Raw genomic sequence first — 23,589 nt, 5'->3', positions numbered from 1 at the left:
TACATCTTGAACTGGTTGACGATACTGGACGTATTATTCGCAACGACAAGCGAGGTGCAATCAGCACAAATAGCGCTAAGTTACTCACTCGATTGAATATCCCTCAAGAAAATTGGCTCAAACTTACCACAGAATTTGGTAAGTTATTTCATGGCCCGGTGGGCACACTGCAAGAACTCACAAGCTATTGTGAGCATTTAGAAAAACGTCGACGACACTTCTCGAGTTGCTGTCAGCACTTAAAAGCAGGCTAATCTAAAAATTCCTTGTAATAACAATTTTTCTAAATCAGCTTAACTCTTTAATGAGTTGGGCTATTGTGGCTAAAATCACTGTTTTTGAAGGAAATCCGTCGATTTAGCCAATCAGCTTCCATAAACTCCTGTGATATCGGCTTTCTAGCAACAAACCCTCACAATCTTGCTTGAGCACATGTCGAAAGTGCATTATGTTATTGTTTTATAATGGCTGGCCAGATTTCTTCTTAGTGTCGCATGAGTATGACTATGAGCATTGGCTAAAGCGGTAAGCTATTGCCGCTTTAGGTGGCTTCCGGCAGGTCAATTTTGGTTAGGTTATCGTGAAACCTGAGGGTCAAACTGTTGCTGACGTTGTTCATTCTTTTCTGCAAACTCTTTTAACAATTCCTCTTTTTGCTGCTGCAATAATTTCAACTGTTCAGCTTTTTGCTCCGGACTCAAATTTTCATCGTTTGCGATCTCTTCCATTTTAGCTTCAAGCTCTTTTAATTTTTCTCTGTCGATACCTGAACGTTTATCCAAGATGGCTTGCATAGCATCTTGTAGGAAATTGCTGTTATCTGACTCGAGTTTATTCTTCACATCGGACGGGGCCGCGCCCTTATTGACTGCGTCATTGTTGGAGTATTGCGCACTCTTGCCTGGGGCCAACTGCTCATAGGTATTGGCAGTCTGAGACTCTTTAGTTTCTTGGCCTCGCTTTGCTGCTGAAGAAAGTGTCACTGTGTCCTGATAACGGTTATCAAGCTCGTTAATGGCCGTAAGGGGCGAACGAGATTGGCGAGCAGGCGACACATTAATGGTACTCTCTTGGCTTGCTGCCACTCTTGAATAAGCATTGTCGTTATTGAGTGTTATCATCTTACCGATCCTTCCCTGATTATCTCATTCGTTGCCATCTTCATAATGATAAGCAATTATTGAACCACAAATGCTAATCGGAAAAGATAACTTCAAATGCTAACCACAAATGGTACCGATTAAGGGGTTGAGGTCCAACGGTACGAAAAGTTACTCTAAGCTCGTAACGGAAAACAGTGCTCACCAATATTGGCCAGATTCTTTATGGACAACGCTAATTTCAACAAAGCAATTATTAATATCTGCAGTAGATTGAGCCTCTGACATGATTTCATAAACAGTGTCTTCAAGCTCCTTCATTGAGGTGTAGGGAACTTTCAAAATATAGTCCCAGCCATTTTTTTCGGGTTTAGTCATGTCGTAGTGGGCTGTCCAATTATCTTCTATGTACTTTCAGTCGTTAAGGTAGTGAAATTCAGTTTAACCAGCATAGTAGTAAACGTTATGTAGGCGTTAATTCGATACATTTACTAATCTGAAATTAGCCTATAACGTTCCAGTGTTAACTCATTTCTGTCCAAAAGAAGGTTAGGGCGCTTCACTCGATATCTATAAAAACTCCTGAAAATGACATATTTATGTCCATAGCGGCTCAAAATCGGCAACATCTTAGTATTTTATTGTGACTTTTTGTACAAGCATAAGCGCGTTGCTAGGTGTTTCTGGCTAGTTTGCGAGTCCAATATACCAAAGCATTCACGTAGCGACGATTAAATTGTTTAAGATACAGTCAAGTGGAACTGGTGATGTGTTCGAGCGACTCCTATGTTGATAAATCACGTCATCAACATTACAACAAATTAATCGGTAAGATTTAGCAGTGGAAATATAGCTACGAACCAATTTCAATTAAGCTTGGTAAACATATGAATTATTGTAAGTAATCATTCTAATGGAGCAACATAATTTGATTGGGGCATTGTTTCATAAAATTCATTTCTAACACGTCATCTATACTTCAAAAGAGTTCGCATAGCTGCGAGTGGGATGCACTTTGTCAAAAAGCAGCAAACACAAAGTTTAATGCGGTCTGGATGAACAGTTTTGCACTATAATGGAGCAAGCTTTTTGATAGAGTGACTTATGGTATTGATATCTATAAACAAAAATCAGAATCACGAAATGACACAAAATTCATTTGGAATGACAAGCCACAAACAGTTGGGCAAATTTAGCCAATCTCTAGCTGTCACATTTAACATAATATACATTGTGCGCAGCTTTGTATAGAAGGGATTAGATGTGCCAATAAGTGTCGTGGTAATTGATCTTCGGGATGACCAACAAGCTCAATTACTCTATGCCTTTTAAATGATCGATTGGTTTATTGAATGCACTTTCATGACGTTCGATTTGGCTTGTGTGTAAATACTGCGATGTGGTGTCGATACTTTCGTGTCCAGCGTCGGCTTGTACATGGGATAACGGTCTGCGGTTGATATTGATATCGTGCGTGATGCCTGTGTGGCGAATATTATGGGCCGTGAGTTTACGCATCTGCGCACCGTCTTGTGCAAAACCATCTGTCTCGATACTTTCTGCTGCCAGGTTAATAATACTTTGAATTTCATCACGAACATGACGAATGCCAAGATTGGCATTGAGGATACCAACATCTCGACCGCGGCCAGCGGCTTTGTGCCGTACAAACAAAGGATGGTTCTCGTTTGGCGCTGGATAATCTGTTAATCCTAAAAACTGACGATATTTAACTAAAGCATCGAGCAAAGCTTTGGAAATTGCCACGCTGCGCCTTTTACCGCCTTTACTCAATGGAATATGAAAACTCCAAATACCCGTTTGTTGATTGTGCTTAAACTGATCCATCACCGGCGAATAACCTGCACGTGCAGACACATCTGAGATGCGTAAATAGCAGCAATAAATCAATGAAATCAGAAATAAACTTCTTTGATGTAATTCTGGCGCTGCTTCTGCCAGCGCGGTTACAGTTGCCATAATGTATGACCACTGCAAATCAGTGAATGCGAGGCTGTTTTCCTCTTCATGACTCTGGCGCTGATATTGCCGATTGGCCGCGAACCGACTGTGATTCAGCCAGATCTGCGCAGGATTACGCTCACAATATTCTTCGCTTGTCAGGTACGAGTAAAACGAAGACAAAATGGCCATTTTTGTTTTTAACGCATTGTCGCTTAACGCATAATGCTGGATTTGTCCGAGTCGTTTTTTACCGACAAATGGCCGCCATTGCGGGTTTGGAACCCGTTCTTCATGCATTTTATCAAACTTGAACTGCGGTACATTAAAATAGCCAATCAGTGCTATGGGCGGCGCTTGGCAGTAATCAACGTAATGGCTCATGTCTTTGCGTGTGACTTCAATGGGCGACATTGATACCACATCAAAACACCAATGCAGAAACGTAGTGAGCTCGCTGCGATAGGCTTTATAGTTGTTTTCGTTGTGCTTTTGTTCAAACAGCCAATCACTGGCGTGTTCGATCACTAAGCCCGCATCAGCCACCTTTTTCATGCTGATTTGGGTGATATATTGGTTAACAACACTATTGCCAACTTGTATGAATTCAAATGAGTCAAATAGCGGGATTACTGGAGGAAGTTGCATATTACATCTGAATTATAAGGGTTTCTTATATGATAATACTTAAACGCAAATGCCGATAACGTTATTTATCGGCATCAAGAGAGGTCAGATTTTTAGTGCAAGTTGAAAACGTACATTGCTGACACGTAATACGCTTTTGGCAACAAATCAGGCATAACTGCCACACTTGCTGTTTAGATTGACTGTCCAAGCACCTAAAGTCCGCCGCACAGAGGTGTCCATCCTGTATAAGCTGTGCCAGTTTATGGGTTGAAATTGATAAATTAATCCGCTGACTCATGCCCTTACCCTCCAATCATAGTGTGATATTAACAGAATACACAAATGATAACCGTTATCAACAACTCAGTTGAAGGTTTGCCACTCACCTCGCTATTTAATGTAAGATTTTGCACTTGTTTGAAATGTGTCTACTACACTGATTATGTGATCATTATTTTTATTTGAATGAGGTATCGGATGCTGATTGATCTTGCAAAGAAAAACCCGCTGTTTTCCGGTAAAAAGCCTACCGAGACAACTGAGTCTGGTATTCCTTGGAAGGTATTAGTGGTCGATGATGAACCTGATGTTCATACCGTCACTAAACTTGCCCTCTCCCGCTTTAAACTCGATGGCCGCGCCCTCACCTTTATCAATGCCTACAGTGCTGAACAAGCAAAAGAGTTACTCAATCAAGAACGTGATATCGCCATCGCCTTTATTGATGTTGTGATGGAGAGTGATCATGCAGGCTTAGAGTTAGTAAAATGGATCCGTGAAGAACTCCAAAATAAAACCACGCGATTAATCCTGCGCACGGGCCAACCTGGTCAAGCACCTGAAGAAGACGTTATCGTCAATTACGATATTAATGATTACAAAGCCAAAGCTGAACTCGATTCCCGTAAACTCATGACCAGCGTCTACTCTGCCCTGCGCTCCTATCGCGATATTATGGAAATTGAGCAAGCAAGACGTACCCAAATCAACCACCGTAAAGGGCTAGAAAGAGTACTAGAAGCAACATCTGGATTATTTGAGCTGCGCACCCTGCATAAATTTGCCGATGGACTGCTTACTCAAGTCGCCACCCTGCTTAATCTGGATTCAGAAACCCTACTGCTAACGTGCAATGCTATTGATGCGATCAGCGGCCATCTTGATCCCGTGAATATTGAGATCCTCGCGGGCACAGGCCAGTTTTCCAATAAAAACCATATTACTCAATTGCCAGAGCATATCGACCGCTTACTGCGTAATGCGCTCACGCAAAAACGCTGCCTTTATGAAGACAACTGCTTTGTCGGTTACTTCCCCACAAAAAGCGGGTTAATCAATCTATTGTATATGGATGGTATTGATAAAATTGATGATCTTGACAAGAAACTTATTGATATTTTTGCCATCAACGTCGGCGTTGCATTTGAAAACTTGCTGCTCAGTCAAGAAGTTGAAGATACCCAATCTGAGCTAATTCTGCGTTTAGGGGATGTGGTTGAAAGCCGCTCAAAAGAAGCCGCCAATCACGTGAAACGTATGGCGGAATATTGCTCCCAACTCGCTTTACTCGCTGGTTTACCTGAATACGAAGCCGATTTACTGCGCCGCGCCTCACCTATGCATGACATAGGTAAAATAGCGATCCCCGATGCCGTTCTGCTCAAACCTGGTAAGTTAGATGATGAAGAATGGCAAGTCATGCGTCAGCACCCTACGATTGGTCATCAGATTTTGGCGAATTCAGAGCGCCCTATCCTCAAAGCTGCATCGATTATTGCACTGCAACACCATGAAAAATATGATGGTTCTGGTTATCCCGCAAATTTAAAACAAGACGAAATTCACATTTTCGCGCGGATTGTGGCTATTGCAGATGTGTTTGATGCACTTTCTCATGCCCGCTGCTATAAAACGGCTTGGCCTTTAGAGGAAGTGTTAGCTGAAATGCGTAAAGGCGCCGCAAAACACTTTGATCCACACTTATTGCAGCTTTTTATCGATAATGTGGATATTTTTGTCAAAGTAAAAGACAACTGGAAGGACAATTAAGCTGCGATAACCAGCGGTAATTGTCCGAAAGTTTTGAAGGCTATTTGAGTCAGTATTAAGCCAGTCTTAACCGTTGTCATCAGCGAGAAAATCAAACACTGCCGTTTTAGTTTCGCCATTAACGTTGAAACTAACAAAGCCGCGCCAAACCATATAACCACTGCTACAAGATCCATATACCATTTGACCAATATAAGTCATTTTGTCGGTTTGCTTCACATTTACGGGAATAACGCCCATAAACATGTCTCTTCCTTCTAAGCGGATTTGCACATCGGTAATGGACGAAGACGCTAATAGCGTTAATGTTAATGGCTTTTCGCTTGGTGCATTTGCTGGCGACAGACTAACAGTGAGTTTGATATCGCCCACTTGTTTAACACAATCCCCTGCCGAAAATTGACAAAGTGAAGGATCAAGACTGCTTTTAAGCGTGACTTGCTTAGCATCTTCAGTACAAGCTGTGAGATTGAAGAGAATTAACGCGATGAATAAATAGGGATTAGGACGATTTAGCACAAAGATTAACCTTATGACGCAATATGTTAACATTCTATGGCGTAGGTTGATCTAGATCAACTTTCTACACCCCTTCTTTGGTATCTTTTTTGATATTGCTCAAGTATCATTGCGAAACCTCATATTTGAGCAAAAATATGCAGGGTAACGCATTGACATGACTCAGCAACCTGAATAGGGAAGCTGAGTTTTATGTCATTTTATAACAGGTAAAGCTTGTCTTTACTAAAAGTAAAAGTAATAAGCAGTGGAAGCATTATGATGAACCATTCCCAGCCAACAGGCGCTGATTACAATTACGCCATTGTCCGCCAATTTGCCTTAACCACAGTTTTGTGGGGTATTGTTGGTATGTCAGTCGGCGTATTAATTGCGGCTCAGTTAATCTGGCCTCAGCTGAACTTTGACACTCCTTGGTTAACGTATAGTCGCTTGCGACCATTACACACCAATGCGGTGATCTTCGCGTTCGGTACATCAGCCCTTTTTGCAACATCCTATTATGTCGTACAACGCACCTGTCAAACCCGACTATTTGCACCTAAGTTAGCCGCATTTACGTTTTGGGGATGGCAAGCCATCATTCTGTCAGCAGCTATCACTTTGCCAATGGGTTTCACCCAAGGTAAAGAATACGCTGAATTAGAATGGCCTATCGATATCGCAATTACTATCGTTTGGGTGTCCTACGCTATTGTGTTCTTCGGTACTATTATCAAACGAACGACTTCGCATATTTACGTGGCGAACTGGTTCTTTGGTGCCTTTATTATTACCGTTGCCGTACTACACATAGTTAACTCTATGGCAGTACCAGTCAGTCTGTTCAAGTCATACTCTCTGTATAGCGGCGCTGTCGATGCTATGGTGCAGTGGTGGTATGGTCACAACGCTGTAGGTTTCTTATTAACCGCAGGCTTCTTGGGGATGATGTATTACTTCGTACCTAAGCAAGCGGGTCGTCCTGTGTACTCTTACCGTCTATCTATTGTCCATTTTTGGGCTTTGATCGCACTGTATATTTGGGCTGGTCCTCACCACTTACATTACACAGCTTTACCTGACTGGACTCAGTCTTTAGGTATGGTGATGTCACTGATCCTATTCGCACCTTCTTGGGGCGGTATGATTAACGGTATCATGACCTTGTCTGGTGCTTGGCATAAACTGCGTACTGACCCTGTACTGCGTTTCTTAGTCGTTTCTCTGTCTTTCTACGGTATGTCTACCTTCGAAGGCCCGATGATGGCAATTAAGACAGTTAACGCACTATCACATTATACAGACTGGACTATTGGTCACGTTCACTCCGGCGCGCTAGGCTGGGTTGCAATGGTGTCTATCGGTTCTCTGTATCACTTGATCCCTGTATTGTTTGGCCACGGCCGTATGTACAGCATCAAGTTAGTCAACGTCCATTTCTGGTTAGCGACTATTGGTACTGTGCTTTACATCGTATCTATGTGGATTTCAGGTGTAATGCAAGGTCTAATGTGGCGCGCAGTGAATGCTGACGGTACTTTGACTTATAGCTTTGTTGAAAGTCTTGAAGCTTCATATCCTTTCTACTTTGTACGTTTCCTTGGCGGTTGTTTCTTCCTGACCGGTATGCTGATCATGGCATACAACGTGATCCGTACTGTGAAAGCCTCTAAAGATTCATTGCCAGCATTGGCTGAACCAACAGCGGCTTAAAGGAGCAAACTCGATGAAATTTAATCATGAGATAGTTGAAAAAAACATCGGTTTGTTAGCGATCTTTACCGTTATCGCTATCAGTTTCGGTAGTCTGGTTGAAATCACACCGTTGATTTTTCAAAAAGATACGACTGAGCCTGTGGAAGGTTTAAAGCCATACACTGCCCTGCAAATTGAAGGCCGTGACATCTATGTTCGTGAAGGTTGTTATAACTGTCACAGCCAGATGATCCGTCCTTTACGTGCAGAAACTGAACGTTATGGTCACTACTCTGTTGCGGGTGAATCGGTTTGGGATCATCCATTCCAATGGGGTTCTAAGCGTACAGGTCCTGATCTTGCCCGTGTTGGCGGTCGTTACAGCGATAAATGGCATGAAGTTCACTTAATCGATCCTCGTGCTGTAGTACCTCAATCGAATATGCCAGGGTTCCCGTGGTTAGCCGAAAACAAGTTAGACGGCGAACTGACAGGCGATAAGATGACTATCCTACGTAACATGCATAAAGGCGGTTACAAAGGTAATGATCTTTATACCGATGAAGAAATCGCAGGCGCACAGAAAGCTGTTGCTGGTAAGACAGAGCTGGAAGCCTTGATTGCATATCTTCAGTCTTTGGGTCACGCACTCAAATAAGGAGGCAATATATGGATTACGGCACATTACAAGGCATTTTAACCATCATTGTGATGCTGACCTTCGTCGGTATATTTGCTTGGGCATATAGCTCGCGTCGTCAAAAATCATTTGATGAAGCAGCTAACCTTGTGTTTTCCGATGAGGAAGTCAGCAAGGTATCGAAGGACTCAGGAGAGAATAAGTGATGAGTAGCTTCTGGAGTGTTTGGATTACCGTACTCTCGTTAGTCGTGATCGCGGGTTGTTTTCTATTACTCCGTGTGTGTTCTAAGAACACCACGGGCGTAAAAGAAGGCGAATCCATGGGTCACAGTTTCGACGGTATTGAAGAACTCAATAACCCACTGCCAAAATGGTGGAGTTATATGTTCTATATCACTATCGTGTTTGGCTTGATCTATCTAGCCTTATTTCCTGGTTTAGGTAACTACAAAGGCCTTTTAGGCTGGACGAGTTCTAACCAAAGCATTGGTACTGAACAAGGTATTAAAGCCGATTCTGCCGCAGCAATTGAGCTTGCAGCAAAAGAAGGCCGTTATGTTCAGTATGACCAAGAAGTAAAACACGCTAATGAAAAATATGGCCCAATCTTCGCGGCTTACTTGGCAACACCACTAGAAGAATTAGTGAAAAACCAAGAAGCATTGAAAGTGGGTGGCCGTTTGTTCCTACAAAACTGCGCACAGTGCCATGGCTCTGACGCACGTGGTAGCAAAGGCTTCCCTAATCTCACCGATGGTGACTGGTTATATGGTGGCGACTTGGCCACGATTAAAACCACTATCATGGGTGGTCGTCATGGCATGATGCCGCCAAAAGGTGGTTTGCCAATCGATGACAGCGAAATTGCGGGTTTAGCTGAATACGTTGTTAAATTGTCTGGTCGTGAGCACGATGAAACACTCGCAGCTCAAGGTCAAGGCTCGTTCATGAAAGGTTGTTTTGCGTGTCATGGTATGGACGCTAAAGGCAACAAGTTCATGGGTGCTCCTAATTTAACTGACGATGTTTGGTTATATGGCGGTAGCCGCGGCGTGATCGAAGAAACCATTAAACATGGTCGCGCAGGTGTGATGCCAGCGTGGAAAGACGTTCTCGGTGAAGAGAAAGTTCACGTAATCGCAGCTTATGTTTATAGCTTGTCAAACAAGTAATTAGATATGAGTAACGCTAAGGCCTCGAAGACTTCGAGGCCTTTTTTTTAAAGTGCTAAAACCAGCTTTTAACGGTAAAATGGCGCAAATTTTTTGAATGGGTATCTGACATGAACGAACAACAAGCCTGGTATAAGCAGTTCTGGCCTTGGTTTTTAATTATTCTTCCTTTATGTGCTGTCATCGCAAGTTTTACCACACTGAAAATTGCCCTTACTAACTCGGACTCTTTAGTCGCCGAGGATTACTACAAAGAAGGCAAAGCCATTAATATGGACTTGAGTAAAGTGAAGTATGCCAAACAAATCGGCATGAACTTTTCGCTCGAACAAGCTAATAATGAAATTCTACTGACTCAACAAGGTGGTCCCGCTTCCCAAGCTGCCCTAAAAGTCGAATTCTACCACCCAACGATTGCCGACAGAGACATCAAGCTCACCGCTACTGCCGATGCCAGTAATGTGTATCGCATTACCGTGCCTGCCACACTGACTGGCCCTTGGGAAGTGCGTCTTGAAAGTTACGATGGCAAATGGCGCATTCACCAACGCGTTGAATTAAAAGATCACGTCCAACTTTGGCTGAACTGATTATGGTTAAATAAGTAGCACTATGACGTATCCAAGTTGTTTTCACTGCCAAGAGCCCGTGCTGACGGGCCAGCAGTTTGTGACTCGCATTAATGATCGTGATGAACTCATGTGTTGCCCTGGTTGTCAGGCGGTTTCTCAGGCGATTGTGGATGCGGGATTACTCAGTTACTACAAGTTCCGCACTGAACCCGGCAGTAAACAGAACGCCCTCGTCCCCGAAGCCATAACGCAGTTTAGTGCCTATGACTTGCCCGAAGTGCAGCAAGACTTTGTCCATTCTGAGGACAATATCGAGTCAGTGTCGCTCTCTATCGATGGCATCACCTGCGCGGCCTGTGCTTGGTTGATTGAGCACAAAGTAAAACAACTAACGGGCGTGAGCCAAGTGCTCGTCAACTCGACCACCCAAAGGGCTATGATCAGTTGGGATAAACGCACGGTAAAACTCAGCGATATCCTCGGGCAAATTAGCCGTATTGGTTATCAAGCCGCGCCCTATCAAGTCGATGAGCAAGAGCTCAACAACAAACTCAATAGCCGTAAGTTTTTATTGCGCTTAGGCTTAGCGGGTTTTGCGACTATGCAAGTTATGATGTTCGCCCTCGCCCTCTATACCGGCTACTTCACCGATTTAGATGTGCAATATCGAGACTATTTCCGCTGGGTCAGCATGATTTTTGCTACCCCCGTAGTGCTTTACTCGGCGCAGCCCTTCTATTTCAGTGCCATTCGTACCCTGCTCAGCGGCAAACTCAATATGGATGTCTCAGTCTCCATTGCGATTGGCGGCGCATACGTAGCCAGTTGTTTCGCCACAGTCAATGGCACAGGCGAAGTGTATTTTGAATCTGTGTCCATGTTTACTTTCTTCCTGTTACTCGGGCGCTACTTCGAACAAAAAGCCAGGCAAAAGGCCTCGGTTAGCTCGAGTAATTTGCATAAGTTAGTGCCACTCACGGCGCACTTAGTGAACGACAATAGTCAGGAAGAAGTTCCCGCCAAAAAGTTACGCCTCAATGATGTGATCCTCGTTAAACCAGGGGAAATGGTAGCTGCCGATGGCGTAGTCATTGAAGGTCACACTAGCATCAATGAAGCTATGCTCACCGGCGAGCAAATGCCGATTGAAAAAACTCTTGCTAGCCAAGTTTACGCAGGCACTATCAACGTCGACCAACCCATCAAAGTTACCGTCACTGCACTAGGGCAAGACCAACTCGTGGCTGAGATTATTAGACTGCAAGAGCTTGCATCCAATACAAAACCAGCAATTGCGCTATTAGCCGATAAATTATCGCGTTATTTCTCGGGCACAATCCTGACCATAGCGACAATCACCTATTTGGTTTGGCAGCAGATATCCCCAGAGGATGCCTTTTGGGTAACCCTGTCAGTTCTAGTTGCTACCTGTCCTTGCGCCTTAGCACTTGCCACACCGACCGCTGTCACCTGCGCGACTGCGATTTTTACTCGCCTTGGGATCATTACTCGCAAGGCCGGTGTCTTTGAAAAACTGCCACAGATCAAACATATTGTCTTTGATAAAACCGGCACCCTCACCTGTGGTACCCTCTCTATCGGGCAAACGCAGTGCATGGCTGATTTAACCAAGACGCAAGCCTTAGCCATTGCCGCAGCGCTGGAAACAGGCTCTCGCCACCCGATTGCCGCCGCATTTGCCGTATTTGCCGATAATGCATTGGTTACCGAAGAGGTTCACCATGAAGTCGGCTTTGGCGTTCGAGGCAGAATTGATGGCACTGATTACTTAATTGGCAATGCGGTATTTACTGGCACGAGTATTGATAGTCGTGACCCAACCCAAAAGATTTGGTTAGCACGTTCAGCCAATAATCAGCTTGAAGTACTGGCAAGCTTTGAAATTCAAGACAATATTCGCCAAGACAGCAAAGCCACGGTTGAAATGTTAAAGCAGCAAGGTTGCCGTATCAGTATTGCCAGCGGCGATAGCTCAGGGCATGTACATCAACTGGCAAAAGAGCTGGGGATTGACGATGTGCACAGCGGCTTAACGCCTGCTGATAAACTTGCCCTCGTGACCCGATTACAACAGCATACACGGGTTGCCATGTTTGGCGATGGCATCAACGATGCGCCTGTGCTTGCGGGCGCCGATTTGTCGGTGGCCATGGGCAGCGGCAGTGCTATTGCGAAAAACAGTGCCGATTTAGTTTTATTGGGGGATCATCTGTCCCGTTTCACCCAAGCCGTTAGCGTCGCGAAACTGACAACACAGATTATCATACAAAATTTAGCGTGGGCGCTGGGTTACAACGCCCTAATTTTGCCCTTAGCCGTTACTGGCCATGTGGCACCTTATATCGCCGCCATTGGCATGTCGGCGAGTTCTTTGATTGTGGTCGGTAATAGCCTGAGATTATTGCGGGTTAAAGTGTGATCACAATAAACGTAAAACCAGAATAGTAAGAGGTCATTATGGAAATTATTTATGTGCTTATCCCCATTGCCATGATCTTTGTCGCCATCGCTGTAATGGTATTTTTTTGGGCGGTGAAATCCGAACAATTTGACGATTTAGACCGCCAAAGTGTGTCGATATTATTCGACGAAGATACTGTTAAACCAAACAACCATCCCGTGCCTGAGAAAGAGCAAGCCGAAGCAGCGCAAGAAAAAGGCATGCCGCTGTGATTGAGTACAATGTCACTGGGGCTTTTCTGGTAGGTCTCATGGGCGCCGCACATTGCTTTGGCATGTGTGGCGGTTTAGTGGGCGCTTTCTCAGCCCAAATCCCCAATGGCAAAACAGGTAATCTGCTGGCGCATCAGCTTAAATATTTACTGAGTTACAATCTTGGGCGTATTTTGAGTTACACCTTAGCGGGCGCCTTAGTGGGCGCTTCGGCGGCAGGTCTTGGTCACTTATTTGAACTGGATACTTATCTGATTGTGCTGCGTATCTTTGCCGGACTGATGATGATCGCAACTGGGCTGTATATCGCCAAAATTTGGGTTGGAATCGTGCAGATTGAGCGCGTTGGCCAATGGTTATGGCGATATTTAAAGCCCATAGCGCAACGCCTTGTGCCCATCAAAAATCCGAGCCAAGCGGTCATGGCAGGATTCATTTGGGGCTGGCTCCCCTGCGGCCTTGTCTATAGCACCTTAACCTGGTCGGTCGCATCTGGCTCTGCCAGCCAAGGCGCCTTGATTATGTTGGCCTTTGGATTAGGCACCTTACCCGCCCTATTGAGTGCAGGCGTGGCGGCAAAACGCCTTGCCGCTTGGGTACAACAGAAAACCGTTAGACTATTGAGCGGCTTACTGTTAATTGCGTTTGGTGGTCAAACTTTATATATCGCACTCGCGCAGCTAAACTAGCCCAAGTGAGTGAATTGGTTTAACATGGCTGCAGTGGATAAACTTGAGAATCAACATGACAATTGAACAAAATAAGAATCGTCGTCCTGCCGCTAGCGGATGCACAATCCATTGTCACGATTGCAGTATGGGTACCCTTTGTATTCCTTTTACCCTCAATGCAAGTGAGCTAGACCAGCTCGATGATATTATTGAGCGTAAAAAGCCGATCCAAAAAGGCGAGCAAATTTTTAAATCGGGTGATGCGTTAAAATCCCTGTTTGCGATCCGCTCTGGCACCATCAAAAGTTACACTATCACCGAACAAGGCGATGAGCAGATCACCGGCTTCCACTTAGCGGGTGATGTGATTGGTTTTGACGGTATCCACGCCCAGTTGCACCAGAGTTTTGCACAGGCACTCGAGACCTCTATGGTCTGTGAAATCCCCTTTAATATCCTCGATGAACTTTCAGGCACTATGCCTAAATTGCGTCAGCAGATCATGCGCCTGATGAGCAATGAGATCATGAGCGATCAAGAAATGATCCTGCTACTCAGCAAGAAAAATGCCGAAGAACGCCTGGCTGCATTTATCAGCAATCTGGCTAATCGTTTTGGTAGCCGTGGCTTCTCGCCAAAGGAATTCCGCTTAACTATGACCCGCGGTGACATTGGTAATTATCTCGGTTTAACCGTAGAGACCATCAGTCGTTTACTTGGGCGTTTCCAAAAATCAGGCTTGATTGAAGTTAAGGGTAAGTACATTACTATCCTCGACTCGCAAGAGCTGAATCTGTTAGCGGGTAATTCGCGCATAGCGAGATAGTTCACCGCAAGAGTGTTTGCTGCAATAAAGTTAAGCGCGGCATCATAGTTAAGTGCAAGAGAGTTACGCGCTAGGTCCTTGTCATGAATGGCAAAAACAATTCAGTTGAAAAACCTGGACTGGCTAGACATGTCATACAGATTAAGGCATGATTTTTAAGCGAGTTTTAATCAATTTCGAATGAGTTTGATCTAGAACAATACAGCTAACTGCCAAAGGCTCATGATGATATTGAGCCTATGACTAAAGGAACCTCCCATGAAGGATTATCAAAAAATACTGGTTGTGGTTGACCCTACCACAGAGAATCAAGTTGCCCTCGCACGAGCGGTGACCTTGGCCAGTAAATGCAACGCTCAAGTCACTGTGTTTCTTTCTATCTTCGACTTTTCCTATGAGATGACTTCGATTCTGTCGAATCAAGAGCGCGAAGCCATGCGTCAAGGCGTCATAGATCAACGTCTCGCTTGGATCCAAGACTTACTCGCCGCTTATACTCATCTGCAACTCAATATTGATACCCAAGTCATTTGGCATAACCGCCCCTTCGAAAGCATTATTAATCATGCAATTTCAGGGCAATACGATTTGATTGTTAAAGGCACCCATGCCCACGACAAACTCAAAGCGGTGATCTTCACCCCAACCGATTGGCATTTAATGCGTAAAGCCCCTGTGCCTGTGTTGATGGTGAAAGCCCATGACTGGCCAGCAGCGGGAAAAATCCTTTGCGCTGTGAATGTAGCAACCGAAGATACCGATCATCAAATGCTTAACGGTAAAATCATCGAGCATGCAAAAGATTTAGCGGATAAGTTCTCTGCCGAAGTGCATTTAGTCAATGGCTATCCCGGTACGCCGGTAAACTTAGCCATTGAATTACCAGACTTTGATGCCCAGTCCTACAACGAAACCATTCGCATGCAGCATGAGCAGCGCGTGAGTTACCTTGCTGGCGCTTATGATATCGATCCAAATCATTGCCATGTAAAAGAAGGTTTGCCTGAGGATGTGATCCCTGAGCTTGCTGAAAAACTCGATGCCGAATTAGTGATCTTAGGCACTGTCGGTCGCACCGGATTTTCAGCGGCACTGATTGGCAATACTGCAGAGCATGTTATCGATAGCATCAACTGCGATTTACTGGCCATCAAACCCGACGGTTACAAATCACCGTTAGAAGAAGCCTAAGCGATACGCGGCACTTTACCCCGCCAAAGATAGCTGGAATAATACGCGCCCTGAAACTGAGTTACTGGGCGCTTTTTTATGCTTGAAGCTATATCTGAAGTTACGGCAAATCCTATGTCTGAAGAATTATCAAAAAAACACACTACCCGTCTGAATAAATTACAGAAACGTCTGCGTCGTGAAGTGGGTAGCGCAATCGCCGATTACAATATGATTGAAGATGGCGATAAGATCATGTGCTGCCTAAGTGGCGGTAAAGACAGCTATGCGATGCTCGATATTTTGATGAATCTGCAGCAACGCGCGCCCATTCAGTTTGAAATCATTGCGGTTAATTTAGATCAGAAGCAACCCGGCTTTCCTGAGCACGTGCTGCCCGCCTATTTAGAAAAGCTCAATGTGCCTTATCACATCCTCGAGAAAGACACTTACTCGATAGTGAAAGATAAAATCCCTGAAGGTAAAACTACCTGCTCCCTGTGCTCTCGCCTACGCCGCGGTACGCTCTATGGCTTTGCCCAGCGCATCGGCGCCACTAAAATCGCCCTAGGCCACCACAGGGATGACATTATCGAGACCTTGTTCTTGAACATGTTCTTTGGCGGCAAGATGAAAGCTATGCCGCCAAAGCTACTGTCGGATGATGGCGCTAATGTGGTCATTCGCCCTCTGGCCTATTGCCGTGAAAAAGATCTCGAAGAATATGCCAACTTAAGAGAATTCCCGATCATCCCTTGTAACTTGTGTGGCTCGCAGGAAAACTTAAAGCGCGCAGCAGTCAAAGACATGCTTAATCAGTGGGATAGACAGTACCCTGGTCGTATTGAAACGATTTTCACCGCCATGCAAAACACCGCACCATCACAGGGTGTTGACCGTGAGCAGTTCGACTTTGTGTCTCTAACGCGTGACCCTAACGCGCCTATGCGTGGTGATGTTGCCGAAGCCAATCTACCCGCATTCGATTTCCTTGATATCGCCAACAGCGGCCGTATTGATTTGGATGCGGCAAAACGCATTGATATCGTTAACACTTATGAAGTCTAACTAAGTCTGAATTTAGCGCTCTAGTTAGTAAAAGAAGTTAACCCAACGAAAGTATGCAAGATAAATTAGCTAAACAAAAATGCCCACATTAAGTGGGCATTTTTATGGCTACAAAATAAGTTAAGACTGCCTACACTATCTTTGAGCCCGTGCTTCTGAATCGATTTTTTCAAGATGCCAATTCAACGAGGCAAAGAGGATCACTTCACCCAAGGACTCAAGACTAATGGCTGGGCACTAAAGCTTAGCGTCGTGATGTTTTCAAGCTCATTCACGGCTAATTTATAACTGCCCTTAACGGCTTGTTCACGGCCATTAAGGTGTACATACACTTCTTGCTCGGGTTGGAATTCAAAGTTAAGACCAGCAATAGGATCCCTAAAATAACGCATCGGGAAGCCTTGCATAGCACCAAGCAGCGTGTCCATTTCGGTCACGATTTGCTGTAAACGCGCTTTATCGTACTCAGCCAATGTCTGTTTTGCTCTGACTTGCATCGCGATAGCACATCCATCAGCACTGCCTGCAAAATTGAGATTAACCAAGGCACGCTGATCTTTTAAATCATCATCTAAGGGAATAAATAACCGCTGAGCATCGGTATACGTCAATGGCGTTGATGTTTTTTCACTGGAAATAGAACCGCTTTGGATCAAACAGTTTTTTTGCATTGGAACACTAAAAGCCACTTCTACGAGTTGGTAACTGCCCTTATTGACTTGTTTTAACCTATCATAAAAACCTTTATATTCAAGGGATACAGTTTCTGCAGCGGCGCTAGTTGCCAGTAAACAGAGGCCACTAAACAACAATTTTTTATACATCGACATTCACCAAATATTTTTCATTATGACGTAACATATCAAGCAGCTCATCAATATAAGCTTCTTGTCTTTCAGAATAATTCACGAGTCCGTAAATCAATTGATCCGCTGTCGGCTCTAGCTCCTGTGAGCGTAAATCAGCGCGGATAGAACGAAACAGCGCATAAGCCGTATTAGAATTTAAATTGCGCATGTAGGATGAAACGGACTCGTCGACCGATGAAAATACTTTGACCTCATGGCTCTTACCAGATCCCCGTGAAGATGGCACTATGCCGCAACCAGCACTAAAACACCATTCACCAAAAAAATTAAAGCCTTCACGGGCAAAACGTGAGCTGCCCCAACCGGATTCATTCGCGGCTTGGATCAGCACCATAGATTCAGGCACAATATCGACGCGCTTTAGTAAGCTTGCTAAGGATTTAGCATCGACGTTTCGTGCCGCATATTGGTATTTGTCGAATAGCGTATTGAGTTGCCCGAGTTGGGTCTCAGATAAACTCTTGCCATTATCAACCAAAGCGAGCATTTCACTGACAAACTCACGTTCCATTGAGATGATGGCATTCTGCTGCTGCACTATCGGCCTCAGAAAATCAAAAAAGGCTTTCTTCTTTTCGGTGATATCGTTGATCGCAGAGAAGTCAGGAACTTGCGTAACAGGATCGACAGCGTCAACGAGTTGGGTCGCAATGGTAGATGAATCATTCGTGTTTGGAATGATCCAAACGCGTAATGCAAAAATCGCCACTATGACCATGGCTAATGCCAATGTAAACGAACCGATTCTACCCGTTTTCAATAGTTCACCTTAAGTGTGACGCCCGTATTGGGCAAATAAAGGGCGGATTATAAGCTATTTGTCAGATTTAACGAAATGTGCCCGCCGTCACTGTCATTAATCACGCATCTGGCACATTAACTCAGGTACAATATTGCGCCTAAGTCGCGATTCTAAATCCGTGTATACGTGCTTGCCGTATGACAGTCGATAATAGATGCAAGCTTTCGACTGAGCTTTTATACTAAGGTTCCTTAACGCAGTTAAATTGCACAGTAGCGCTTACGTCATTGCGCTTTGTACGTAATCAGTGATGACAGTAACATTCATTTTTCGGGTATTCAGGAAGGAAGAACCCAGATGCAGCATTTGATGTTAAATCAATTTGAACGTGTCGTCGCCATTGGCGGAGGCCATGGTTTAGGCCGAGTATTATCGTCACTCGATTTTTTAGGCAGCCGTTTAACGGGGATTGTCGCGACCACAGATAATGGTGGCTCGACCGGTAGACTCAGAGCCGAGCAGGACTGTATTGCTTGGGGCGATCTACGTAACTGCCTATCCCATCTGGCCAATCGCCCTTCCGTTGGCTCACAACTATTCGAATACCGTTTCCAAGGTGAAACTGAGCTTAGCGGCCATAATCTGGGTAATCTCATTTTACTGGCGCTTGATCAACTGTGCGTTCGTCCATTAGAAGCGGTTAATCTTATCCGTAACTTACTCAAGATTGAAACCCTGCTGATCCCTATGTCTGAGCAACCCACACACTTAGTGGCTCTTCAAGCTTGTGGTAGTAAAGTCTTTGGGGAGATCAATGTCGACAGTATGGATGAAGCGCCTATCGCGCTCTGCCTTGAGCCACAGGTCGATGCCACCTTTGAAGCCTGTGAGGCCGTTCTGCACGCAGATTTAGTTATCCTAGGCCCTGGCAGCTTCTTAACCAGTATCATGCCGCCGCTGCTATTACCTAAGTTCGCGAAAAGCCTGGCCGCGACTAAAGCGCAGGTGATCTTTATCGATAACCTTGCAGAAGAAGCCTCACCCGCAGGTCGATTTAGCATTGAGCAACGTATCGCTTGGTGTCATCAAGTGATTGGCAAGCCCATCATTCACAAAGTGTTACGTCATGGCGAACAAACGCGTTTAGGGCCACTGATCAACTATTTTCCGTTGAAGAATCGCCATAACCCGAACTTGCATGATCAAGCGAACTTATTAGATGCATTAAGCGCCCTATTGCGGATCAAATCTGAGCTCACGCTGCAATCGCACCAACCTCTCGCGCTTAGCTGTTAATCACTGAATAGCCTGCACGTACTGACACAATAAAAACATAAAGGACAGCAAATGCTGTCCTTTATGTTTGAAGGCTAAAGAGAAATTCCTTTAGCCTCATTCTATAACCTAATAAGCCTTACAAGACTTGGGCGATGGCTTTACAGATCACTGGCATATTGGTCTTAGTCATGCCTGCAACGCTAATGCGTCCTGAACCAACGATATAAACCCCAAACTCGTCTTTCAAGCGCGCCACTTGGGCTTTATTCAAACCAGAGAAACTGAACATACCATTTTGGCGAGAAATAAAGCTAAAGTCCTGAGTCACGCCTTCAGCCTTTAAGCTGTCAACGAACAGAGTACGCATTTCGGCGATACGCTCACGCATCTCTTTGACTTCCTGCACCCACATGGCTTTCAGGGCTGCGTCATTTAAGATAGTGCTGACAATCAGTGCGCCATGTGCTGGCGGGTTAGAATAGTTTGCACGTATGGTACGTTTCACTTGGCTAAAGGCACGCACGGCAGCATCAGCATCTTCAGCCACCACAGTTACGGCGCCGATACGTTCGTTGTACAAACCAAAGTTTTTAGAGAAAGAGTTAGCAACCAGCAGCTCCGGCACTTTTGATGCCACTAAACGCAGACCTGCGGCATCTTCTTCAATTCCAGCACCAAAACCTTGGTATGCAAAGTCAAACAATGGTACAAGTTTCTTATCGGCACACAATTGGGCTACGCGTTCCCATTGTGCCAAGGTTAAATCGATACCTGTTGGGTTATGGCAGCAACCGTGTAGCAACACAACATCGCCTGCATTCGCGTGAGACAAGTCCGTCATCATGGTATCAAAATCGATATCATGGGCTTCTGCTTTGTAATAACCGTATTCTTTAACGGCTAAACCCGCGGTTTCAAAAATATTTTGATGGTTGGCCCACGTTGGATTGCTGACCCAAATAGTGTGCGAATCGGTATTACGCAGTAAAAACTCAGCAGCAATACGCAGTGCACCTGTACCACCTGGTGCTTGCGCTGTGGCAGCACGGCCAGAAGTGATTAACTCGCTACCCTCACCGAATAACAATGTTTGCACAACATGGTTATACGCTTGCACGCCTTCAATGCCTAAGTAGTTTTTGGTCTTCTCTTGCTCAAGTAAAATAGCCTCGGCTTTTTTCACTGAAGCCAGCACTGGGGTTTGTCCAGCCTCATCCTTATAAATACCGACACCCAAATTGACTTTATCCTGACGGGGATCAGCCTTAAAGGTATCGGTTAAACCAAGAATCGGATCAGCGGGTGCGAGTAATACCTGAGAGAAAATCATGACTACGTATCCTAATATGCGCGTGTAGGGGAAATTTCGGCTTATTTATACCACTGTCTTTAAGGGGGTAATAGCTACTTAAGCACCTTCTCAGGGAAATTCTTACGCCATTGTAGATTTAACAGTAAAAGTTCAATTTTTTTATGTAATTATAAGCATAAACGGAAAATTGCTTGAATAAAGTTATTTATAACATCTAGATCACAAAATCGTGTAATTTTATCTTGTAGAAAAGAATCGCGCTGACAACGCAATACTGAATGAATAAAATGTGAGCGGGATCTATAGCAAATTCTAACTTAGCCGAGTAATCATCTTAAATGGTACTAAGTAAGCCAGTGGCATTCGGCTTTGAGGATCTATAAAGCAAAAAAGCCCTGACATCAGTCAGGGCTTTTCTGTTTTTTGGTACCCGAGGCCAGACTTGAACTGGCACGCTGTTACCAGCGAGGGATTTTAAATCCCTTGTGTCTACCGATTCCACCACTCGGGCAAACTCTTTATATTAACGACGGGAATCGTGTCATTAACATCTTATATCTATGGAGGCGCGACCCGGAGTCGAACCGAGATCGACGGATTTGCAATCCGCAGCATAGCCATTCTGCCATCGCGCCCAAATTGCCAAATTAATTAAAATTTGGAGCGACATATCGGGTTCGAACCGATGACCTATACCTTGGCAAGGTATCGCTCTACCAACTGAGCTAATGTCGCTTATCATTGCGCTTAATCATTAGAAGCCATGCTAGGCATGCTTTCCCCTGACTGCGGATTGGCATTCTACCGATTTAGACCTCAGAGTCAATCAACAATTTTTAAAAAATGATCTAAGCCGCATCGTTTGCACAATAAACCGCCATAAGTCAGCAAAGTTGATGTTTCCTTCATCAATTTAGGCTTTTTGCTGTTACTGACGCCGATGCGGCAGATGATTAAGTGCGGCAGAAAGCTGTGGTTGATAGGAGCATTGCGTCGAACCCAATTAAATTGCATAAGTATAGAAAAACAAAAGCGCCCTACAGGGCGCTTTATGTGAAGATTATGCACAAGTCTTGAAGACTCAGCAGTACTTACGCTAGTGATTTACGCAGCGAACTTATGCAGGCAGAGATAGCGTCGTTAAACCTAACATAGTTTGCATTACACCAACCACTTGGCAGCTGTAACCAAACTCGTTGTCATACCAAACATAGAGAATGGCACGCTTGCCTTCTGCGATAGTTGCCTGTGAGTCAACCACGCCCGCATAACGAGAACCCACTAAATCGCTCGATACAATCTCAGTAGAGTCGGTGTAATCGATTTGATTTTGTAGTGGTGATTGCAGCGCCGTATCTTTCAGGTACTCATTCAGCTCATCTTTACTGGTTTCAGCATTCAAGTTCATGCTGATGATGGCCATAGAGACGTTCGGCGTTGGCACACGAATCGCGTTACCGGTTAACTTGCCCGCTAACACTGGCAGTGCTTTAGCAACGGCTTTCGCGGCGCCTGTTTCAGTGATTACCATGTTTAATGGTGCACTGCGGCCACGGCGGTCAGCGGTGTGATAGTTATCAATCAAGTTTTGATCGTTGGTATAAGAGTGAATCGTCTCAACGTGACCATTATCAATACCATATTTATCATTCACGGCTTTCAGTACCGGCGTAATGGCGTTGGTCGTACAGCTTGCCGCAGAAACGATAATGTCTTCTGGGGTAATATCGCCTTCATTCACACCGTAAACGATGTTCTTGATTGCGCCTTTTGCAGGAGCAGTCAACAACACTTTGCTCGCGCCTGGGCTCTTAAGGTGTAAACCAAGACCCGCTTCATCTTTCCAAATACCTGTGTTATCAACAACAAGTGCATCGCTGATATCGTATTTAGTGTAATCCACTTCATCTGGTGAGTTCGCGTAAATCACTTGGATATAAGTGCCGTTGGCTATGATGGCGTTGTTTTCTTCGTCAACTTCTACCGAGCCATTGAATGGGCCATGGACTGAGTCACGACGCAGTAAACTCGCGCGTTTTTCTAAATCGCCTTTCTTACCGCCACGTAAAACGATAGCGCGTAACCTTAACTTATTGCTGCGACCTGTGCGTTCAATCAGCAAGCGTGCCAATAAGCGACCGATACGGCCAAAACCATAAAGCACGACGTCACGCGGTGCGACATCATCAGCATGGTCGATGGCATCGGCCAACTCTTTTGCCATATAGTTTTCAATTTCGCTGACATCGGTGTGATCGCGCCAATAATTGACGGCAAGCTTACCAATATCCACTTTACATTGTTTAACTGCGAGTTTGCTCAAAGCTTGAACGAAGGGGAAACTCTCGCGTAAACGTAATTTTTCACCGACATGACGACGAACTAAACGGTGCGCTTTAATGATTTCAATCGTAGAAGCATTGAGTAACGGCTTGCCGTAGACCACGACTTCAACGCCTTGGTTACGGTACAACTTGCCTAACAAAGGCTGCATTGCCTCTGCCATTTCAAAACGTTCTTGCCAACTTTGTAGGTGTTTATCAGCGCTCATTTACAGATCCTTTATCTCACTTTTCAATAAAATGTACTGAAAGGTTTGAGTAACATGACGAAAAGACCAATAATCTAATGCGGGT

Annotated in this window: 22 protein-coding genes, 3 tRNA genes and 1 pseudogene; 14 read left to right on the top strand and 12 right to left on the bottom strand. The window is 44.7% G+C overall.

Going from position 1 to position 23,589, the window contains the following annotated elements; translation table 11 throughout:
• Positions 1–2 precede the first annotated feature (2 nt).
• Positions 3–254 (top strand): annotated as a pseudogene (locus tag FW758_RS10225) (transposase); the annotation flags it as partial.
• A gap of 321 nt (positions 255–575) precedes the next feature.
• On the opposite strand, the gene FW758_RS10220 reads toward FW758_RS10225, so the two are convergent.
• The 4 genes from FW758_RS10220 to FW758_RS10205 form a co-directional block, all read right to left on the bottom strand.
• Positions 576–1,121, bottom strand: a complete 546-nt coding sequence (locus FW758_RS10220; protein ID WP_446445311.1) for a hypothetical protein — start codon at positions 1,119–1,121, stop codon at positions 576–578.
• A 180-nt stretch (positions 1,122–1,301) separates the two neighbouring features.
• Positions 1,302–1,478, bottom strand: a complete 177-nt coding sequence (locus FW758_RS10215; protein ID WP_012089436.1) for a hypothetical protein — start codon at positions 1,476–1,478, stop codon at positions 1,302–1,304.
• Positions 1,479–2,414: 936 nt separating this feature from the next.
• A complete protein-coding gene (locus FW758_RS10210) occupies positions 2,415–3,710 on the bottom strand; it encodes a tyrosine-type recombinase/integrase (protein ID WP_446445310.1) in 1,296 nt (431 codons plus the stop codon).
• A 61-nt stretch (positions 3,711–3,771) separates the two neighbouring features.
• On the bottom strand, positions 3,772–3,990 hold the full coding sequence (locus FW758_RS10205; RefSeq protein WP_259483888.1) for a hypothetical protein: 219 nt from the start codon (positions 3,988–3,990) through the stop codon (positions 3,772–3,774).
• Positions 3,991–4,169: 179 nt separating this feature from the next.
• On the opposite strand from FW758_RS10205, the gene FW758_RS10200 reads away from it, so the two are divergent.
• Positions 4,170–5,741, top strand: coding sequence for a DUF3369 domain-containing protein (locus FW758_RS10200; protein ID WP_071939831.1), 1,572 nt, complete (start codon positions 4,170–4,172; stop codon positions 5,739–5,741).
• 66 nt (positions 5,742–5,807) lie between these two features.
• Here the strand turns inward: FW758_RS10200 and FW758_RS10195 are convergent, their stop codons facing one another.
• Positions 5,808–6,260, bottom strand: coding sequence for a hypothetical protein (locus FW758_RS10195; RefSeq protein ID WP_446445309.1), 453 nt, complete (start codon positions 6,258–6,260; stop codon positions 5,808–5,810).
• A 258-nt stretch (positions 6,261–6,518) separates the two neighbouring features.
• Between FW758_RS10195 and ccoN the strand changes: the two genes are divergently transcribed.
• The 11 genes from ccoN to ttcA all read left to right on the top strand — a co-directional run bounded on the left by ccoN (position 6,519) and on the right by ttcA (position 16,752).
• Positions 6,519–7,955 carry a cytochrome-c oxidase, cbb3-type subunit I gene (ccoN, locus tag FW758_RS10190; RefSeq protein WP_006081607.1) on the top strand — a complete coding sequence of 479 codons (1,437 nt, stop codon included), beginning with the start codon at positions 6,519–6,521 and terminating at the stop codon, positions 7,953–7,955.
• Positions 7,956–7,968: 13 nt separating this feature from the next.
• Entirely contained in the window at positions 7,969–8,595 is a 627-nt protein-coding gene (gene ccoO / locus FW758_RS10185; protein ID WP_006081606.1) for a cytochrome-c oxidase, cbb3-type subunit II, read from the top strand.
• A gap of 11 nt (positions 8,596–8,606) precedes the next feature.
• A complete protein-coding gene (locus FW758_RS10180; RefSeq protein WP_006081605.1) occupies positions 8,607–8,783 on the top strand; it encodes a CcoQ/FixQ family Cbb3-type cytochrome c oxidase assembly chaperone in 177 nt (58 codons plus the stop codon).
• Positions 8,783–9,751 (top strand): cytochrome-c oxidase, cbb3-type subunit III, encoded by a 969-nt coding sequence (gene ccoP / locus FW758_RS10175; RefSeq protein ID WP_063884424.1) that lies wholly within the window; start codon positions 8,783–8,785, stop codon positions 9,749–9,751. The genes FW758_RS10180 and ccoP overlap by 1 nt, the downstream gene beginning before the upstream one ends.
• A 110-nt stretch (positions 9,752–9,861) precedes the next feature.
• Positions 9,862–10,341, top strand: coding sequence for a FixH family protein (locus tag FW758_RS10170; RefSeq protein ID WP_006081603.1), 480 nt, complete (start codon positions 9,862–9,864; stop codon positions 10,339–10,341).
• A 22-nt stretch (positions 10,342–10,363) separates the two neighbouring features.
• The gene (locus tag FW758_RS10165; RefSeq protein ID WP_446445308.1) at positions 10,364–12,763 is read left to right on the top strand and encodes a heavy metal translocating P-type ATPase; all 2,400 of its coding nucleotides are present in this window, start codon (positions 10,364–10,366) and stop codon (positions 12,761–12,763) included.
• A gap of 38 nt (positions 12,764–12,801) precedes the next feature.
• Positions 12,802–13,017: a cbb3-type cytochrome oxidase assembly protein CcoS gene (gene ccoS / locus FW758_RS10160; protein ID WP_311998364.1), complete on the top strand. Its 216-nt coding sequence runs from the start codon at positions 12,802–12,804 to the stop codon at positions 13,015–13,017.
• Positions 13,014–13,706, top strand: coding sequence for a sulfite exporter TauE/SafE family protein (locus FW758_RS10155; protein ID WP_259515705.1), 693 nt, complete (start codon positions 13,014–13,016; stop codon positions 13,704–13,706). Before ccoS ends, FW758_RS10155 begins: the two co-directional genes overlap by 4 nt.
• 55 nt (positions 13,707–13,761) lie before the next feature.
• Positions 13,762–14,514 carry an electron transport transcriptional regulator EtrA gene (gene etrA, locus FW758_RS10150; RefSeq protein WP_006081599.1) on the top strand — a complete coding sequence of 251 codons (753 nt, stop codon included), beginning with the start codon at positions 13,762–13,764 and terminating at the stop codon, positions 14,512–14,514.
• Between the two features lie 258 nt (positions 14,515–14,772).
• Entirely contained in the window at positions 14,773–15,705 is a 933-nt protein-coding gene (gene uspE, locus FW758_RS10145) for a universal stress protein UspE (protein ID WP_006081598.1), read from the top strand.
• A 78-nt stretch (positions 15,706–15,783) separates the two neighbouring features.
• A complete protein-coding gene (ttcA, locus tag FW758_RS10140) occupies positions 15,784–16,752 on the top strand; it encodes a tRNA 2-thiocytidine(32) synthetase TtcA (protein WP_006087162.1) in 969 nt (322 codons plus the stop codon).
• Between the two features lie 200 nt (positions 16,753–16,952).
• Here the strand turns inward: ttcA and FW758_RS10135 are convergent, their stop codons facing one another.
• Both FW758_RS10135 and FW758_RS10130 read right to left on the bottom strand, forming a co-directional pair.
• On the bottom strand, positions 16,953–17,576 hold the full coding sequence (locus FW758_RS10135) for a DUF2987 domain-containing protein (protein ID WP_446445307.1): 624 nt from the start codon (positions 17,574–17,576) through the stop codon (positions 16,953–16,955).
• Positions 17,569–18,381, bottom strand: coding sequence for a glucosaminidase domain-containing protein (locus FW758_RS10130; protein WP_126491975.1), 813 nt, complete (start codon positions 18,379–18,381; stop codon positions 17,569–17,571). Before FW758_RS10130 ends, FW758_RS10135 begins: the two co-directional genes overlap by 8 nt.
• Positions 18,382–18,720: 339 nt before the next feature.
• Here FW758_RS10130 and FW758_RS10125 point away from each other — a divergent pair, with 339 nt between their 5' ends.
• Positions 18,721–19,659 (top strand): YvcK family protein, encoded by a 939-nt coding sequence (locus FW758_RS10125; RefSeq protein WP_446445306.1) that lies wholly within the window; start codon positions 18,721–18,723, stop codon positions 19,657–19,659.
• A gap of 118 nt (positions 19,660–19,777) precedes the next feature.
• On the opposite strand, the gene FW758_RS10120 is transcribed toward FW758_RS10125, so the two are convergent.
• The 5 genes from FW758_RS10120 to FW758_RS10100 all read right to left on the bottom strand — a co-directional run bounded on the left by FW758_RS10120 (position 19,778) and on the right by FW758_RS10100 (position 23,504).
• Positions 19,778–20,971: an amino acid aminotransferase gene (locus FW758_RS10120; protein ID WP_446445305.1), complete on the bottom strand. Its 1,194-nt coding sequence runs from the start codon at positions 20,969–20,971 to the stop codon at positions 19,778–19,780.
• Positions 20,972–21,377: 406 nt separating this feature from the next.
• Positions 21,378–21,464 (bottom strand) — tRNA-Leu (locus tag FW758_RS10115).
• A gap of 50 nt (positions 21,465–21,514) precedes the next feature.
• Positions 21,515–21,588, bottom strand: a tRNA-Cys gene (locus FW758_RS10110).
• 24 nt (positions 21,589–21,612) lie between these two features.
• A tRNA-Gly gene (locus FW758_RS10105) sits at positions 21,613–21,688 on the bottom strand.
• Between the two features lie 382 nt (positions 21,689–22,070).
• Positions 22,071–23,504 carry a glyceraldehyde-3-phosphate dehydrogenase gene (locus FW758_RS10100; protein WP_446445304.1) on the bottom strand — a complete coding sequence of 478 codons (1,434 nt, stop codon included), beginning with the start codon at positions 23,502–23,504 and terminating at the stop codon, positions 22,071–22,073.
• Positions 23,505–23,589: the final 85 nt, after the last annotated feature.

The sequence above is a fragment of the Shewanella sp. 1180_01 genome (assembly GCF_052850535.1).
This window is presented reverse-complemented; position numbering and strand designations above follow the sequence as displayed.